At 66.4% G+C, this 16320-nt stretch carries 16 protein-coding genes; 8 read left to right on the top strand and 8 right to left on the bottom strand.

Translation table 11 applies throughout. The annotated features are described in order from the left end of the window. Nucleotides 1-49: 49 nt before the first annotated feature. The 8 genes from ACVK00_RS09320 (at nt 50) to ACVK00_RS09285 (ending at nt 6857) form a co-directional block, all read left to right on the top strand. Entirely contained in the window at nt 50-2293 is a 2244-nt protein-coding gene (locus ACVK00_RS09320) for a TonB-dependent receptor (protein ID WP_284895353.1), read from the top strand. Nucleotides 2294-2296: 3 nt separating this feature from the next. Further along, entirely contained in the window at nt 2297-3052 is a 756-nt protein-coding gene (locus tag ACVK00_RS09315; protein WP_228908119.1) for a tetratricopeptide repeat protein, read from the top strand. Beyond that, complete coding sequence (locus tag ACVK00_RS09310; protein WP_284895354.1) at nt 3049-3732, top strand: Fe2+-dependent dioxygenase; 684 nt, start codon at nt 3049-3051, stop codon at nt 3730-3732. Before ACVK00_RS09315 ends, ACVK00_RS09310 begins: the two co-directional genes overlap by 4 nt. A gap of 232 nt (nt 3733-3964) precedes the next feature. Next, on the top strand, nt 3965-4438 hold the full coding sequence (locus ACVK00_RS09305; protein ID WP_228908121.1) for an AidA/PixA family protein: 474 nt from the start codon (nt 3965-3967) through the stop codon (nt 4436-4438). 486 nt (nt 4439-4924) lie between these two features. After that, nucleotides 4925-5164, top strand: coding sequence for a type II toxin-antitoxin system Phd/YefM family antitoxin (locus ACVK00_RS09300; protein WP_011659184.1), 240 nt, complete (start codon nt 4925-4927; stop codon nt 5162-5164). After that, the gene (locus ACVK00_RS09295; RefSeq protein WP_228910014.1) at nt 5161-5556 is read left to right on the top strand and encodes a type II toxin-antitoxin system VapC family toxin; all 396 of its coding nucleotides are present in this window, start codon (nt 5161-5163) and stop codon (nt 5554-5556) included. The genes ACVK00_RS09300 and ACVK00_RS09295 overlap by 4 nt, the downstream gene beginning before the upstream one ends. A 372-nt stretch (nt 5557-5928) precedes the next feature. Continuing rightward, nucleotides 5929-6513: a nucleotidyltransferase family protein gene (locus tag ACVK00_RS09290; protein WP_284895356.1), complete on the top strand. Its 585-nt coding sequence runs from the start codon at nt 5929-5931 to the stop codon at nt 6511-6513. A gap of 200 nt (nt 6514-6713) precedes the next feature. Continuing rightward, complete coding sequence (locus ACVK00_RS09285) at nt 6714-6857, top strand: hypothetical protein (RefSeq protein WP_006752960.1); 144 nt, start codon at nt 6714-6716, stop codon at nt 6855-6857. A gap of 132 nt (nt 6858-6989) precedes the next feature. Here ACVK00_RS09285 and ACVK00_RS09280 read toward each other — a convergent pair whose 3' ends face one another. The 8 genes from ACVK00_RS09280 to panE all read right to left on the bottom strand — a co-directional run bounded on the left by ACVK00_RS09280 (nt 6990) and on the right by panE (nt 16265). Then, nucleotides 6990-7748, bottom strand: a complete 759-nt coding sequence (locus ACVK00_RS09280) for an SDR family oxidoreductase (protein ID WP_284895357.1) — start codon at nt 7746-7748, stop codon at nt 6990-6992. Continuing rightward, nucleotides 7745-9292 (bottom strand): FGGY-family carbohydrate kinase, encoded by a 1548-nt coding sequence (locus tag ACVK00_RS09275; protein WP_284895358.1) that lies wholly within the window; start codon nt 9290-9292, stop codon nt 7745-7747. The genes ACVK00_RS09280 and ACVK00_RS09275 overlap by 4 nt, the downstream gene beginning before the upstream one ends. Nucleotides 9293-9323: 31 nt before the next feature. Continuing rightward, complete coding sequence (locus tag ACVK00_RS09270) at nt 9324-10412, bottom strand: alcohol dehydrogenase catalytic domain-containing protein (protein WP_284895359.1); 1089 nt, start codon at nt 10410-10412, stop codon at nt 9324-9326. A 46-nt stretch (nt 10413-10458) separates the two neighbouring features. Further along, nucleotides 10459-11469 carry an ABC transporter permease gene (locus ACVK00_RS09265; protein ID WP_284895360.1) on the bottom strand — a complete coding sequence of 337 codons (1011 nt, stop codon included), beginning with the start codon at nt 11467-11469 and terminating at the stop codon, nt 10459-10461. Continuing rightward, entirely contained in the window at nt 11456-12976 is a 1521-nt protein-coding gene (locus ACVK00_RS09260) for a sugar ABC transporter ATP-binding protein (protein ID WP_284895361.1), read from the bottom strand. The genes ACVK00_RS09265 and ACVK00_RS09260 overlap by 14 nt, the downstream gene beginning before the upstream one ends. A gap of 62 nt (nt 12977-13038) precedes the next feature. Continuing rightward, nucleotides 13039-13992 carry a substrate-binding domain-containing protein gene (locus ACVK00_RS09255; protein WP_284895362.1) on the bottom strand — a complete coding sequence of 318 codons (954 nt, stop codon included), beginning with the start codon at nt 13990-13992 and terminating at the stop codon, nt 13039-13041. 116 nt (nt 13993-14108) lie between these two features. After that, on the bottom strand, nt 14109-15068 hold the full coding sequence (locus tag ACVK00_RS09250; protein WP_284895363.1) for an AraC family transcriptional regulator: 960 nt from the start codon (nt 15066-15068) through the stop codon (nt 14109-14111). A 249-nt stretch (nt 15069-15317) separates the two neighbouring features. Next, on the bottom strand, nt 15318-16265 hold the full coding sequence (panE, locus tag ACVK00_RS09245) for a 2-dehydropantoate 2-reductase (RefSeq protein ID WP_354123274.1): 948 nt from the start codon (nt 16263-16265) through the stop codon (nt 15318-15320). Between the last annotated feature and the right edge of the window lie 55 nt (nt 16266-16320).

Here is a 16320-nt window from a genome sequence, read left to right as displayed (position 1 = left end):
TTTGCGTAACGCGCCGTTCCCGGGCCACACCGCGAGGTCGAAGCGCACCATGAAGTCCCGTCCTGACGAGCTGAAGCTCGGCAAATTCACCACCCTGTGCAGCGTGCTCGCCGCGAGCCCCGCGTTCGCCGACGGCACGCCGTCGCCCGCCCCGGTCAGCACCGAAGGCCATCTCGCACCGATCGAGATCCAGGGCAAGACCGAGCACAGCTACAAGGCCGACTTTTCCGCATCCGCGAAATTCACCGCGCCGCTCGTCGACACGCCGAAGTCGGTGACCGTCATCCCGCAGGAGCTGATCCAGAACAGCGGTGCGACAACGCTGACCGAAGCGCTGCGCACGGTGCCCGGCATCACGTTCGGCGCGGGCGAAGGCGGCAACCCGCTCGGCGATCGTCCGTTCATCCGCGGCTACGACACGCAGGGCAGCATGTTCGTCGACGGGATGCGCGACACGGGCGCGACCACCCGCGAGATCTTCAACACCGAGCGCATCGAGATCACCAAGGGTTCCGACGGCGCGTACGGCGGCCGCGGCGGCGCGGGCGGCAGCATCAACCTGATCACCAAGGCCCCGCACCTCGGCACGACGGCCGCCGCGAGCGCAGGACTCGGCACCGACCGCTATCGCCGCTTCACGGCCGACGGCAACTGGCAATTCGCCGATCACGCCGCGTTCCGCCTGAACCTGATGAGCCACAACAACGACGTCGCCGGCCGCGACGTCGTCAACAACGAGCGCTGGGGCGTCGCGCCGTCGATCGCATTCGGTCTCGGCAGGCCGACGCGCGTGACCGCGAGCTACTACCACCTGTCGACCGACGACATGCCCGACGGTGGCATTCCGTACTTCTACACGACGTCGAACAAGCCCGCGAACGTCGACACGATCTATCCGGCGCCCGTCGACCGCCACAACTTCTACGGCCTGATCGACCGCGACTTCCGCAAGACCACGTCCGACATCAGCACGATCCGGATCGAGCACGACATCACGTCGGGACTGACGGTGCGCAACACCATGCGCTATACGGAATCGACGCAGGACTACATCTGGACACAGCCCGACGACAGCCAGGGCAACGTGGTGAACGGCAAGGTCTGGCGCCGCAACAACAACCGCGACAGCTCGATCAACAGCCTCGCGAACCTGACCGAATTGTTCGGCGAATTCCGTACCGGCCCGTTCAAGCACAGTTTCACGACCGGCATCGAACTGTCGCGCGAATGGGGCAAGCGCGATTCGTACACGGTGGCGACCGACACCGGCAAGATCTGCCAGAAGGGCATCGGCGCCGCATCGGGCTACAACTGCACGAGCCTGTGGTCGCCGAACCCGAACGATCCGTGGGCCGGTTCGGTCACGCGCAACAACGATTACGCGCATGCGCGCACCACGACGAAGTCGATCTACGGCTTCGACACGATCGAGATCACGCCGCGCTGGCAGGTGAACGGCGGCGTGCGCGTCGACGACTACTCGACCCGCTTCACCGACACCACGGCCAACGGCGGCAAGACCACCACGCGCGACGACACGCTCGTCAACTGGCAGGCCGGCCTCGTGTTCAAGCCCGCGCAAAACGGCAGCATCTACGCGTCGTATGCGACGTCGTCGACGCCGGCCGGCATGCTGCTCGGCGAAGGCAGCGAAACGCAGTCGCTCACGCCGGGCCGCGGCGGCGTCGGGCCGAACGCCGACCAGATGGCGCCGGAAAAGAACCGCAGCATCGAACTCGGCACGAAGTGGAACGTGCTGAACGACAAGCTCGCGCTCACCGCCGCGCTGTTCCAGATCGATACGACGAATGCGCGCGTGACGCTGCCGAACAACCAGTACGCGATGGTCGGCAACAAGCGCGTGCAGGGTCTCGAGCTCGGCGTCGCCGGCCAGATCACGAAGCAATGGCAGGTGTTCGGCGGCTACACGTACATGAAGAGCGAGCTGCGCGACAACGGCAAGGACGCCGCGAACGACGGCCACCGCTTCCCGAACACGCCGAAGCACAGCCTGACGATGTGGTCGAACTACGACGTGACGCCGAAGTTCACCATCGGCGGCGGCGCGTTCTACATGTCGGAAGTGTTCGGCGATCCGGCGAACCTGCGCGCGGTGCCGTCGTACTGGCGCTTCGACGCGATGGCGCAGTACCGGATCAACAAGAAGCTCGACCTGCAATTGAACGTGAACAACCTGTTCAACCGCACGTACTTCGATCAGGCGTATCCGGCGCACTACGCGTCGATCGCGCCGGGCCGCTCGGCGTTCATCACGCTGAATGCGCGCTACTGATCGATGGAAGCCGTCTCGCTGAAGGCGCTCGCGTCGGTGTCGCCGCACGCGTTCGCCGACATCCTGGCCGGGCCGCCCGAGCGCGCCGCCGCGTGGGTCGCGGCGGCGGCCGATCACGGGATCGTCGACGCGCAGGCCGTCTACGGACAGTATCTGCTCGACGGACACGGCGTCGCGCGCGATCCGGCCGCCGCGTTCGGCTGGTTCGGGCATGCGGCGCGGGCCGGCCACCCGATGGCGATGAACATGCTCGGGCGTTGCTATGAATTCGGCTGGGGCACGGCCGCGTGCGCGCCGGTGGCCGTGTATTGGTACCGGCTCGCCGCGCAGGCAGGGCTCGACTGGGGCATGTACAACTACGCGACGGCGCTCGCACTCGGCAACGGCATCGACGAGAACCGTGCCGACGCGCTCGACTGGTTTCGCCGCGCGGCCGCGCTCGGCCATGCGAAGTCGATCAACCTGATCGGCGGTTTCTACGAGGACGGCTGGGTCGTGACTGCCGATGTCGACACCGCGTTCGATCACTATCGCCGCGCCGCCGAGGCCGGCGACTTCCGCGGCCAGTTCAACTATGCGCGGCTGCTCGCCGAGCGCGGGCGCATCGACGAAGCGCTTGCCTGGCTCGCGCGCGTGCCGGCCACCGCTACGCCGGCGTTCGTCGCGAAGATGCGTGCGTATCTTGCGTCGTCGCCGCTCGCTGCATTGCGCGCGGCGGCGCTGCAGCTGCCGTCTCACGGCATGGAATTCGAATCATGATGCTTCATATCCCCGGCGTGCTGACCAAGGAGCAGGTCGCGCAATGCCGCGACCTGCTCGACACTGCCGACTGGGTCGACGGCAATGCGACGTCCGGCGCGCAGTCGGCGCTCGCGAAGCGCAACCGGCAGTTGCCGGAAGGATCGCCGGTCGCACGGGCGGTCGGCGATGCGATCCAGGATGCGCTGGCGCGGCATGCGCTGTTCTTTTCGGCGGCGCTGCCATTGAAGGTGTTTCCGCCGCTGTTCAATCGCTATGAAGGCGGCGAGACGTTCGGCACGCACGTGGACAACGCGATCCGGCTGCTGCGCGGCACGGATTTTCGTGTGCGCAGCGATCTGTCGGCGACGCTGTTTCTCGAGGAGCCCGATGCGTACGACGGCGGCGAGCTGTGCGTGGAAGATACGTACGGCGTGCATCGCGCGAAGCTGCCGGCCGGCGATCTCGTGCTGTATCCGGCGTCGAGCCTGCACCACGTGACGCCGGTGACGCGTGGCGAACGCGTTGCGTCGTTCTTCTGGATTCAGAGCATGGTGCGCGACGACGGCGACCGCACGCTGCTGTTCCAGCTCGATACGCAGATTCAGGCGCTGTCCGCGGAAAAAGGTTCGAAGGATCCGATGGTCATTTCATTGACGGGGATTTATCACAACCTGTTGCGGAAATGGGCGGATGCGTAGGGTGGCTTTTCGGTAGAAGTAATACACATGCCCGCGAGTAGCGACCGAGCGTTGACAGCGTAATCGATTTCACATCTTGCGTTACAAAATCGAGATAGCATGCACTCCGAATTTGAGCTATGTTCTTATGGTATGACTATTAAACATTAAGAATTAGCACCAGTCGTGGAAATTGCATGATACCGAAATCCCGCCTGGCGATTTCGGCGCATCCCTTTTTAAGGAGACAATTATGGATACGGATGTGATCGACGTTTTGGTAGCAATCGACACGGAGTCGATCGCAAAATCGGTTGGATTCAACAATAGCGCTTCCAATCCTTCTACCGTGGACCCCTCGCATGTTTCCATTGCCGGAAGCGGCCAGAGTGCCAAGGATAACAACCTATCCTTCAATTTGCTCGATCCGGTCTATTGGCGGGCCTCTGCGCTTGGGCTTGGCGACCCATGCGAAATTTATGATTTCGTCGGCACTGACGAAGTAATCACTCTGCCACAATTAGAGTCGTTTAATGGAACAACTCTCACTCCAAACCCGGGAAACCCGAGTGAGCCAACCGTGAATAACAATATAAAACTGTGGCACTGGAAATCTACCGCAGCCCGCAAGGGACAAGTCACATGCGGAATTCGCTTCGTAATAGTTGGGCGCGAAGGCCGACAGACCGGTTACTACCAGTGCAATATATCAATCACGACTAGTTGACGGACCACAGTTCATTCCGTGGCGCGCGTTCTTCACCGCGGCGAGGGAGCGCCACCCAATGCGATCCATCCAATAATTCGTTCCAACTTGCCTGCGCAATCGCGCGAAGTCACGCCATTTCCCGTATGGCACGTCGGGTTCGGATGAGCACCGCGATAGCGGCATCAGAATTCCTGCGTTCGCCATGACTCACCGTATCCAGGTCGGGCAGCGCCTTGTTCTGGCGGGGCTCTGCTTGCCCTGTCGATCGCGTCCCGATCGCGCCGCATCTCCCCGAGCCTCCCAAAGCCCGTGCGCATGTCACCTGGACAATCATGCATCGGCTCGCCGGTCGTGCGACCGACCGCTTGCGGCCTCGCCGGTCGGCGATCTCCGGCAAAGCCGTGCCACCACGGAAAACGTCGGCCGAGACCGTCCCGCTCGTCGCTTGCATCAGGTCGCCACGCCGATCTAAAATGACCATCGTCAAATGACCATGCTCATATCATGATGCCGCACGCTCCCGTATCGAAATCCGAATTCAAGGCTCGCGCACTCGAATACTTCCGGCTCGTCGAGGCGTCGGGCGAAAGCCTCATCGTCACCGACCACGGCAAGCCGACGCTCGAAATCCGGCCATACCACGCGCGCGAAGCCCAGCCGTTGGACATATTGCGCGGCTCGGTCATGCGCTACGACAATCCTCTCGATCCGATTGCGGAAGATGATTGGGAGGCGTCGCGGTGATCGTGCTGGATACGCATGCATTGGTGTGGTGGGTGGCGGGCGATCCATCGCTCAGCAAGAAGGCGCGAAGCGCGATCGATCGCGCGCGCGGCGAAGGCACACTTGCAGCCTCTGCGATCTCCGCATGGGAAATCGCGATGCTGGTGCGCAACGAACGCCTCGCGCTGACGATGGACGTCGATGCGTGGCTCGCGACGGTCGCGCAAATCGACGGCATGCGCTTCGTGCCCGTCGACGCCGACATCGCCGCGAAGTCCACCGCCCTGCCCGGCACGTTCCATAAGGATCCGGCCGATCGCATGATTGTCGCCACCGCGCGGCGGCTCGGCGCGTCGCTCGTCACGCGTGACGAAAAGATTCGTGCGTATCCGCACGTGAAGACGCTTTGGTGACTGTCATCTACCCGTCGGCCAAATCACGACACCGACGAAGCCGAACTCCGGTCGACAGGCGATTCGTCTGACCGAACCGAGCGCGACGGTCGCGCGAAACCGTCAACGACCGATCAACACGCTGCCCCATACCGGTTCCACGCATTACCCGTGCGAATGGTGGCATTGGCAGTCCTGCGACCGCGATTGGGCCGTGATACAAAGCGAATCGCTCGCCCTATCCAGCCCTGTCGAGAAAACCCTGCTCGACGAACCCACGTGCCGACATTCTTTCCGGCGGCAATACGCACGCGTCGGTAACATCCGCACTTGCCGATCCCCGCCCGCTCCCGCACAATCGGCCCACCTGCCTTCATCCCCCCCCACGCGCCGATGTCCTATGCGTCACTCGCCACCGGCGTCCTGCTCGCCGGCGGTCTCGGTCAACGCTTCGACCCAAGCGGTCTGCACAGCAAGCTGCTCGCGCTGCTTCCCGATGGCACGCCGGTTGCGGTCGCGGCCGCCCGCCGTCTCGCCGCAGCCACGGCCGACGTGATCGCCGTCGTGCGTCCTGGCGCCGAAAAACTCGCGATTCTGCTGAACGAAGCCGGCTGCCAGGTCGTCTACGCGCCCGACGCGATGCGCGGCATGGGCGCGAGCCTCGCGGTCGGTGTCCGCACGACGCCCGAAGCGACCGGCTGGCTGGTCGCGCTCGGCGATATGCCGTGGATCGCGGCGCCCACCTACGAAATGCTCACGCGCGCGCTCGACGCCGACGACGCGTCGATCGTCGCCCCCGTGCATCGTGGCGTGCGCGGCCATCCGGTCGGTTTCGCCGCGCACCATTACGATGCACTCGCCGCGCTCGACGGCGATACGGGCGCCCGCGCGCTGTTCGCCAGCGCGTCGGTGAACCTGCTCGACGTCGACGATCCCGGCATCCTGCGCGACGTCGATACGCCGGCGGATCTGCGCTGAGACCGGCGCGCGCCGGCCGCGCAGCGCATTGCACATGCGTGCCGCCGCGAGATCCGGCGCGATACCTGCAGACACTCGACTATCGCCGGCAATCCAGATGCTGTCGCGAGAATCCCGCTGCAAACGCTCGCCCGATTGCCTATAACGGAGACGAGGCGCACCCGCCGCGCCACCGTCGTCACGCATTGCACGAGCGCTCCATGGACCACACGACCCCGATGCCCGAGCCCCCGGCCGATCCGAACCGCGATCCGGAAGACGACCCGCTGTCGCCACCTCCGCCGGGACATCCGCACGACAACCCGCAGCAGCCCGACGGGCCGCCAAGCAAGGATCCCGTTTAACCGGTAACCGGCATCGACCCGAGCAGCGCATCCGGCCGCATCATCCGGCCTGCGCCGGCATGCGTGACGACGTGCGAAGACGCGCGACGCCGAACGGCAACCCTCTGTCGCCCATCGTCGCCCGAGCGCCCGCTACCGCGCCGTATACCCGCCATCGATCGCCAGCGAGACCCCGCTGATCATCGACGCCGCGTCGCTCAGCAGGAACAGGATCGGCTCGACCACCTCGTCCGGCTCCGCGAAGCGCCCGAGCGGAATCGCCGCGAGCATCGGCGCGCGCTTTTCCGGTTCGCTCCATGCGAATTGCGCCATCGGCGTGAGCGTGACGGTGGGGTTCACGCTGTTCACACGAATCCCGTGCGCGCCAAGTTCGATGCACAGCACGCGGGTGATCGCGTCGAGCGCCGCCTTCGACGCGCAATAGCTCAGATGCGCGGGCAAGCCGACCAGCGCGGCCTGGCTCGATACGTTGACGATGCTGCCCCGGGCACACACGGCGCCACGCCCGTCACGCGCGATCATCTTCCGCGCGACGGCCCGTGCGACGAGCGCAGCGCCACGCGCATTGACGGCCATCACGCGATCGAAGTGCTCGGCGCTGACCTCGAGCGCCGGCTCGAGCGACGCAATGCCAGCGCAATTGACGAGCGCATCGAACGCGTCGTGCGCGGCAAGCGCCGCATCGATCGCTTGTTCATCGCCGCCGATATCGATGCGCAAGATATCGCAGGCAATTTCGCCGGCCAGCACGTCGAGCGCGGCCGCATCGCGCCCCGCCGCGACGACCCGTGCGCCGGCATGCGCCAGCGCGACCGCGCATGCGCGCCCGATCCCGCTCGACGCGCCGGTGACGAGCACCCGTGAACCGCTGAAATCGAATCGCGTCTTCATGATGACGTGCGCAGTTCGTGCATGATCGGTTTGAGTGCCGGATACAGCGCCGTATAGAGCGCGAAGCGCGCCGCATACGCATTCGCGCGCCCGGCATCGGGCCGCGCGCGTTCGACGAGCGTGACCCAGCCGCCCTGCGCGTCGTCGTGCGCCACGAGCCCCGCACCGACGCCCGCGAGCAGCGCGGCACCCATCGCGGCTTCGACGTCCTGCTCGATCGTCCATACCGGAAAACCCGTCACGTCCGCGATGATCTGCATCCACAGCGCCGAATGTGCGGCCCCGCCGACGACGATCAACCGGTCGTCCAGCGCCACCGTGCCGCGCCGGCCGGCCTCGATGTTGTGCCGCAGGGCGAACGCGACACCTTCGAGCACGGCGCGATACAGGTGCGCACGCGTATGCGCGAGACTCAGCCCGACGAACGCGCCGCTCGCCTGCGCATCCCAAACGGGGCTGCGTTCGCCCATCAGGTACGGCAGGAACAGCACGCCGTCCGCGCCGGGCGGCACGCTCTCGGCCGCTTCCTCGAGCAGCACGTGCGGATCGCCGTGCGGCAGCAACCTCGCCGCATCGATCTCCGCATGACAGAACTGGTCGCGAAACCACGCGACCGACGCGCCGGCCGTAATCGCGCCACCGAACACGTAAAGATCGCGCTGCCCGTTAAACACGTGCGGCATGCTGACGAGCCCGTGCCGCGCATCGACGTGCTGGTTCACGTAGCCCCAGCACATGCTGGTACCGATCATCGCGACATGCTGCCCGCCGCGCGTCGCCCCGGCCGCGAAGGTCGCGACGGCCGCGTCGACACCGCCCGCGACGACCGGCGTGCCGGCCGGCAAGCCGAGCTGCTCCGTCCATTGCGACAGCAGCCCGCCGACGATATCGGTCGACTGGACGAGCCGCTCGGGCATCATCGTCGCAGGGATGCCGAGCATGTCGAGCGCGTCGTCGGACCACTCGCGGCGCGCGACGTCATACACGCCGCCGATGTTGCCGGCCGAACTGTGATCGACCGCGACCTCACCGGTCAGCAGGTAGATCACGTAGGCATTCGGCGGCAGGAAGTAGCGCACGTTCGCCCACACGTCCGGGCGCTGTTCGCGCAGCCACAGCATCTTGGTGAACCCGTAGTAGCTGTCGACGCCGTTGCCCGTGATCACGCGCAGCCGCTCGACGTTCACGTTGGCGTTCACCCAGTCGACTTCCGCGGTCGCGCGCCGGTCCATCCAGATCAGGCACGGATGAATCGGCCGCATGCCGCTGTCGACCGGAACGCCCGAGCCGCCATACAGGCTGCTCACGCACACCGCGCGGATCGCATCGGCCGGCACGCCCTGCGCGCGCGCGTCGCTCACGCAGCCCGCGATGCAGTCGAGCACCGCGTCGAACCACACCTGCGGCCACTGCTCGGCCCACAACGGGCGCGGCGTATCGGGCTGGTAGCCAGCCGAGCGCCGCGCGACGATCGTGCCGTGCCGGTCGACGAGCAGCGCCTTGGTGCTCTGCGTGCCGATGTCGACGCCTATGACGTATTCCATGATGTCTCCGGTGAGGCGCACGCGCCGGCGTTCAACGGGCCGGCTTCAGCAGCACCTTGATCGATTCGGGCGATTTCGCGACGCGGATCGCGTCGTCCCAGTCCTCCAGCGCGAAGCCGTGCGTGACGATGCCCTTCGACGTGACGAGCCCGCGCGCGAGCAGGTCGATCGCGATCGGATAACAGTATGGCCCCAGGTGCGCGCCGCGCACGTCGAGCTCCTTGCGATCGCCGATGATCGACCAGTCGGCGGTCGTGTCCTCGCCGAACACGCTGAATTCGACGAAGCGGCCGAGCTTGCGGATCAACTCCAGCCCCTGGTTCACGCCGACCGGCGCACCGGTCGTCTCGATGTACACGTCGCAGCCGTAGCCATCGGTCAGCGCGCGGACGATCTCGCGCGCATCGTCGCGCGTCGGGTTGATCGTTACGTCGGCGCCGTATTGCCTCGCAAGGTCGAGCCGCTCGTCGAGCAAGTCGATCACGACGAGCTTCTTCGGCGTCTTCAGGTGCGCGACCTGCGTCATCATCAGCCCGAGCGGGCCTGCGCCGGCAATCACGACGACATCGTCGAGCTGGATGTCGCCGCGGTTCACGGTATGGATCGCGCACGACAGCGGCTCGATGATCGCGGCATCTTCAAGCGACACGCCGAGTGGAATCTTGTGGACGATCGCGGTCGGTGGAATGCGCATGTACTCGGCCATCCCGCCGTCGGCAACTTCGCGCTGGAAACCGAAGATGTTGTGCACCTCGCACATCCAGTACTGGCCCGACTTGCAGTAGCGGCACTTGCCGCACGGCACGATCTGCTCGGCGATCACGCGGTCGCCCGGCGCGACGCCGAAATGCGCGGCCGCGCCGTCGCCGAGCGCTTCCACGTAGCCGAAGAATTCATGGCCGGGAATCACGGGCGCCTTCACCCACGGATTCGGGCCGCCCCAGAACATCTTGGCGCCGGTATAGCACTTGCAGTCGCTCGCGCAGATCCCGCACGCGGCGATCCGGATCACGAGTTCGTTCGTGCCCGCGCGCGGCTTCGCGACCTGTTCGACGCGGTAATCCTCGGGGCCGTGGCAAACCACCGCGGTCATGCGCGGCTGGGCTTCGGGTGTCGTCATGAGTTGTCTCTTCCGTTAATGATTCGGATTTCTGATGAATAGCCGGTTACCGCGATCGTTCGCGGCTGATATAGATCGCGAGCAGGATGATTCCGCCCTTGATCACGTTCTGCACATACGGGTTCACGCCGATCATGTTCAGTCCGTTGTTGAGCACGCCGAGCAGCAGCGCGCCGACGAGCGTGCCGAGAATCGCGCCGCGCCCGCCCGAGATCGACGTGCCGCCCATCACGACGGCCGCGATCGCATCGAGCTCGAAGCCCACGCCCGCGTTCGGCTGTCCGCTCATCAGGCGTCCGGTCAGCACGATCGCGGCGAGCGCGGACGTGAGCCCGGCCAGCGTATAGACGATCAGCTTCACGCGCGCGACGCGCACGCCGGTCAGCCGCGTCGCCTGCTCGTTGCCGCCGATCGCATACACATAGCGGCCGAACGGCATGCGATCGAGCAGCAGCCACGCGATCGCATAGACGATCAGCATGATCAGCACGGGCGCCTGGATACCGAGCACCTTGCCGCTGCCGAAGAACGCGACCCAGTCGGGCAGCCCGTCGATCGGATAGCCGCCCGTATAGATCAGCGCGAGGCCGCGCGCGATGCCCATCGTCGCGAGCGTGACGATGATCGGCGGCATCCCCGCGAACGCGACGAACACGCCGTTCAGGAAGCCGAACCCGAAGCCCACCGCGATGCCGATCGCGAGCGCGGCGACGGCATTGACGCCGGCCACCATCAGCCCGGCCGCGAGCGTCCCGGACAACGCCATCACCGAGCCGACCGACAGGTCGATCCCGCCGGTGAGGATCACGCAGGTCATGCCGACCGCGATGATCGCGTTGATCGAGACCTGGCGCAGCACGTTCTCGAGGTTCGCGGCGGACAGGAAGCTCGGGCTCGCGATCATCATCGCGATGCACACGACGACGAGGCCGACGAGCGGATAAAACAGCGTCGAGCGCCGCAACTGCGTCCACATCGCGCGCGGCGGCGCCTCGCCGTTTCCGGCAGCCGCCGCAAGCGTCGTGGAAGGCGTGGAAGAAGATTCAGGCAGGTTCATGGGTCGCTCCTCGCGTGCCGGCCGTGGCATGGGTCATGACCGTGTCGGGATCGATCTCGTCGCCTGCGAGCGTCGCCTCGATGCGGCCCTGCCGGAACACGGCGACGCGATCGCACATGCCGACGATCTCCGGCAGTTCGGACGAGATCATGATGATGGCGTAGCCGCGCGCGGTGAGTTCGCGCATCAGCCCGTAGATTTCCGCTTTGGCGCCGACGTCGATGCCGCGCGTCGGCTCGTCGAAGATCAGCACGCTCGCGTGATGGTTCAGCCAGCGCGCGATCACGACCTTCTGCTGGTTGCCGCCGGACAGCGTGGCCACCTCGGTATGGATCGACGGCGCCTTCACGCCGACGCGCCGCATCACGTCGCGCGTCGTGCGGGCCTCGCCGCGGCGGTCGATCAGCCAGCGCATCGACCGGTATTTGCCGAGGTTGTTCAACGAGATGTTGTCGCGGATCGAAAACGACGTGACGAGCCCTTCCGTCTTGCGGCTTTCCGGCAGGAGGCCGATGCCCGCACACAGCGCGTCGGCCGGATCGGCAAGCTTCGCCGGCGTGCCGCGCACGCGCACCGTCTTGCGATGCACGCGCGTCGCACCGATCACCGCGAGCGCGGTCTCGGTGCGGCCCGAGCCGACGAGGCCGGCGAAACCGAGGATCTCGCCCGCATGCAGCGCGAAGCGGTTCACCGGGCCGTCGCGTTCGATCTGCAGCGCATCGACTTCGAGCACGGCCGGCGCATCGGCAGGCCGCATCGGCTTCGGCGGAAAGCTGCTCTCGATGCGCCGCCCGACCATCATCCGAACCAGCTGCTCGACGTCCGTGCGCGCGACGTCGGTCGTTGCGACATACTGGCCATCGCGCAACACCGTGATGCGATCGCACACGGCAAAGATTTCGTCGAGATGATGCGAGATGAAGATCATCGCGACACCCTGCCGCTTCAGCTCGCGCATGATCGCGAACAGGTGTTCGGCCTCGGCCGGCGTGAGCGTGGCGGTCGGCTCGTCGAGGATCAGGATGCGCGCATCGAGCGACAACGCCTTGCCGATCTCGACGAATTGCTGCTGCGCGACCGACAGCGTGCGCAGCGGTGCATCGAGATCGATCGACACGCCGAGCCGCGCGAAGATGCCGGCCGCCGTGCGGCGCATCCGCGCGCGGTCGCGCACGCCCCAGCGGGTGCGCAGCTCACGGCCGAGGAACAGGTTGTCGACGGCATCGAGGTGCGGAATCAGGCTGAATTCCTGGAACACGATGCCGACACCGGCCGCGACCGCGTCGTGATAATTCGCGAAATGCCGCGCGGCGCCGTCGATCTCGATCGTGCCCGCGTCCGGTTGATGGATCCCGCAGAGGATCTTCATCAGCGTCGACTTGCCGGCGCCGTTCTCGCCGAGCAGCGCGTGAATCTCGCCGCGCGCGATCTCGAGGTGAATATCCGACAGCGCCTTCACGCCCGGAAAGCTTTTCGTGATGTGGCCAAGCTTCAGTATCGTGTCCATCGGCTTCTCCGTACGAAAGGCGCCGGCCGCGCCGCCACCCTTCGCGTCACGTCGCACGTCGCTCACCAGCTGAACCCCTTCGCGTTGCCGCGATCGACGACCTTCACGTCGACCGGAATCGCCTTCGGCACCGTCGCGCCCCACTTGCGCGCGATCGCGATGCCGAGCGCGATGCGCACCTGGTCGGCCGGAAACTGCGCGGTCGTCTCGATGAACTTCGAGTTCGGCTTCTGGATCGCCGCGATCGCCTCGGGCGCGCCGTCGACGCTCGTCAGCTTGATGTCCTTGCCGGAACCCTCGATCGCGGCCAGCGCGCCCATCGAGCCGCCGTCGTTCACGCTGAAGATGCCCTTCAGGTTCGGATGCGCGGAGATCATGTTTTCGGTCACCGACAGCGCGGTCGCCCGCTCCTGCTTGCCGTTCTGCGTGTCGACCAGCTTCACGTTCGGGAATTTGGCGAGCCCGGCCTTGCAGCCGCGCACGCGTTCGAGAATCGGCACGACCGGAATGCCGTCGAGGATCGCCACCTCGCCGCTGCCGCCGATCGCCTTCGCGAGGTATTCGCACGACATCACGCCGGCGTCGTAGTTCTTCGAGCCGACGAACGAATCGACCGGGCCGTTCGCGTTCGCATCAACGGCCACGACCACCGCGCCGGCCTTCTTCGCCTGCGTGATCGCGGACTGGATGCCGGTCGAGTCGGTCGGGTTCACGAGCAGGATGTCGATCTTCTTCTGCAGCATGTCCTCGACGTCGCTGACCTGCTTGCTGACGTCGTGATGCGCGTCGGTGACGACGACCTGCGCGCCGATCGATGCGGCCGCGTCGTTCAGCGCCTTCTGCATCGTCACGAAATACGGGTTGTTCAGCTCCTGGAACGTCATGCCGATGCGCAGCGGCGCGGCGTGCGCGACGGCCGGCAGCATGGCCGCGACGGCAAGCGTGGCAAGGGCCGCGAGGCGGGCGCCGCGGCGCGGGGAGGAAGCGGGCGATGCGATGGGCGATGCGTGCGTCATGACGGTGTCTCCGGTTGTGTGTGCGGCTTTTTCGTGGGTAAGCGAGCCCCTCGCGACGCGAACGGCGCGATCGGCTGGGTAAAACGGCAAGGAAAGGTCGGGCGAGCGCCCTGCGATCATCCGGGCTGCGGTACGAGCCCGGGCGCGCCGGGCGTGACCACGCGCGGCGGCATCGGGTTGCCGGTGGGCGCCGCGTGCAGTGCGAGTTCACGGCTGCGCGCGTTCAGGCGCTGGAGCGCGCGAAACTCGGACGGCGCCATCCCCTTCACCGCGCGGAACTGGCGGTTGAAGTTGGACACGTTGTTGAAGCCGGCCTGGAAGCAGATGTCGGTGATGTTCGCGTCGTCGGCGAGCAGCATCTGGCATGCGGATTCGATGCGCAGGCGGTTCACGTACTGGACGAACGGCATGCCCGTATGACGGTGGAACGCGCGCGAGAACGCGCTGACGCTCTGCCCGGTCAGTTGCGCGAGCTCCGATTCGCGCAGCTCCGACGCGAGGTTCTTGCCGATGTACGACAGCGCGTGGCTGAGCCGCGTGGGCGTCACGTGCGCCTGGTCGTAGGCGGGGCTCGCGAGCAGCGTGCGTTCCGCCGCGCCGCACAGCCGCTCGAGGATCGTCATGAACAGCGCGATGCGGCGCATGCCATGCGCGCCCAGCAGTTCGTCGAACAGCGGCGCGATCGCCGCGCTCGTGTCGTCATCGAAGCCGACGCCGCGCCGCGCGTCGTCGAGCAGCGCCTGCGCATCGCGGCATTCGGGAAACGCGTCCATGCAGCGGCGCACGAACGACGGATCGAACTGGATCACCAGGTTGCGGCGCTCGACGGTTTCGCCTTCCGCCATGTCGCTGACCCAGTTGTGCGGCAGGTTCGGGCCGAGCAGCACGAGATGGCCCGGGCCGAACGAGCCGATATGGTCGCCGACGAAATACTTGCCGCGCGTCGCGACGATCAGGTGCAGTTCGAATTCGGGATGAAAATGCCAGCGGATCGTGCGATACGGATAGCCGTGCGACCAGACCTTGAACGACTCGTCGCGTCGCACTTCGACCACTTCCAGATCGGGGTGCATCATCCTGGCGTCTCCATTCCCATGTGTCGCTGGCCGGGCCGTTCTGCATCGCGACCGGTCGCATGGAAAGCAATGTAGGTCGATCGCGCGCGCGGCTCCACCAACTTTACGCCTGATTTTCGATACTTTTTTGCGGTTTGCGAGCGGAAACGACGCCGGACGGCAAAATTGTGCAGCGCGGAATGCGCGCCGGCCGGCGGCGGCAACGACCGGCCGCCGTGCGCATCCGGCATGGCGGCTCGACGCCGACGGCTACCGCGACGACGCAGCCGCGCTTTCCCGTGCGACGCGCACTTCGTAGGTCTTCAGGTGGTTGTAGGCGATGCGCAGCAGCGACAACGCATCCGCCGCCTGCGGGTCGCGGCGCGCGAGCAGGTCGCCGATCACGTGATCGGCTTCGACCCGCGCGCGGTTCTCGACGTCGCGCAGCATCGATGCGGTCAGCGGCGATGGCGTGAGCACCATCCGCTGCATCCGCTCGATCGCGGCCGGATCGGGCCGGTAACCGTTGTGCGCGGCGATCGCGCTGCATTCGTCGAGCATCGTCTCGAGCAGACGGCGGCCGTCCGGCGCGGCGAGAATGTCGCCAACCGAACCGCGAAACAGCGACGTGCTCGCCGCGAGCGTCGCGAGGAACACCCACTTGTCCCACATCCGTGCGGCGATGTCGTCGCTGAGCGTCGCATCGAAGCCCGCGCCGCCGAGCACGTCGGCCACCGCGCGCACACGCGCCGATTCGCCGCCGGCGAGTTCGCCGAACGACAGCCCGTGCGTATCGTTCAGGTGCACGATCCGCTGCTCGCGATCGAGCGTCGCCGCGATCACGCACAGGCCGCCCAGCACCTGCGCGGCGCCGAACCGGTCGCGCAGCACGTCGAGATGGCGCATCCCGTTGAGCATCGGCAGGATCAGCGTCGACGGCCCGACGAACGGCGCGAACGACGCGATCGCATCGTCGAGGCTGTAGGCCTTGCAGCTCAGCAGGACCAGGTCGAACGGCGCGGCCGCATCGCCCGCGCGCACCGTCTGCACGTTCGCGAGCGTCAGGTCGCCGCGCGGGCTGCGGATCAGGAGCCCGTCGCGCGCGAGCGCGGCCGCGCGGCCGTCGCGCACCAGGAACGTCACGTCGCGCCCCGCCCCCGCGAGCCGGCCGCCGAAGTATCCGCCGACCGCGCCGGCCCCCACCACCAGAATTCGCATCGTTGCCTCCTTTCAGGTTCGTTCGACGCCGCCGCCCCGCCCGACTATCCGGGCA

It is taken from the genome of Burkholderia sp. PvR073 (assembly GCF_054055695.1).
Note: the sequence above shows the minus strand (reverse complement) of the source record. Positions and strands in the feature narration are given on the sequence as shown.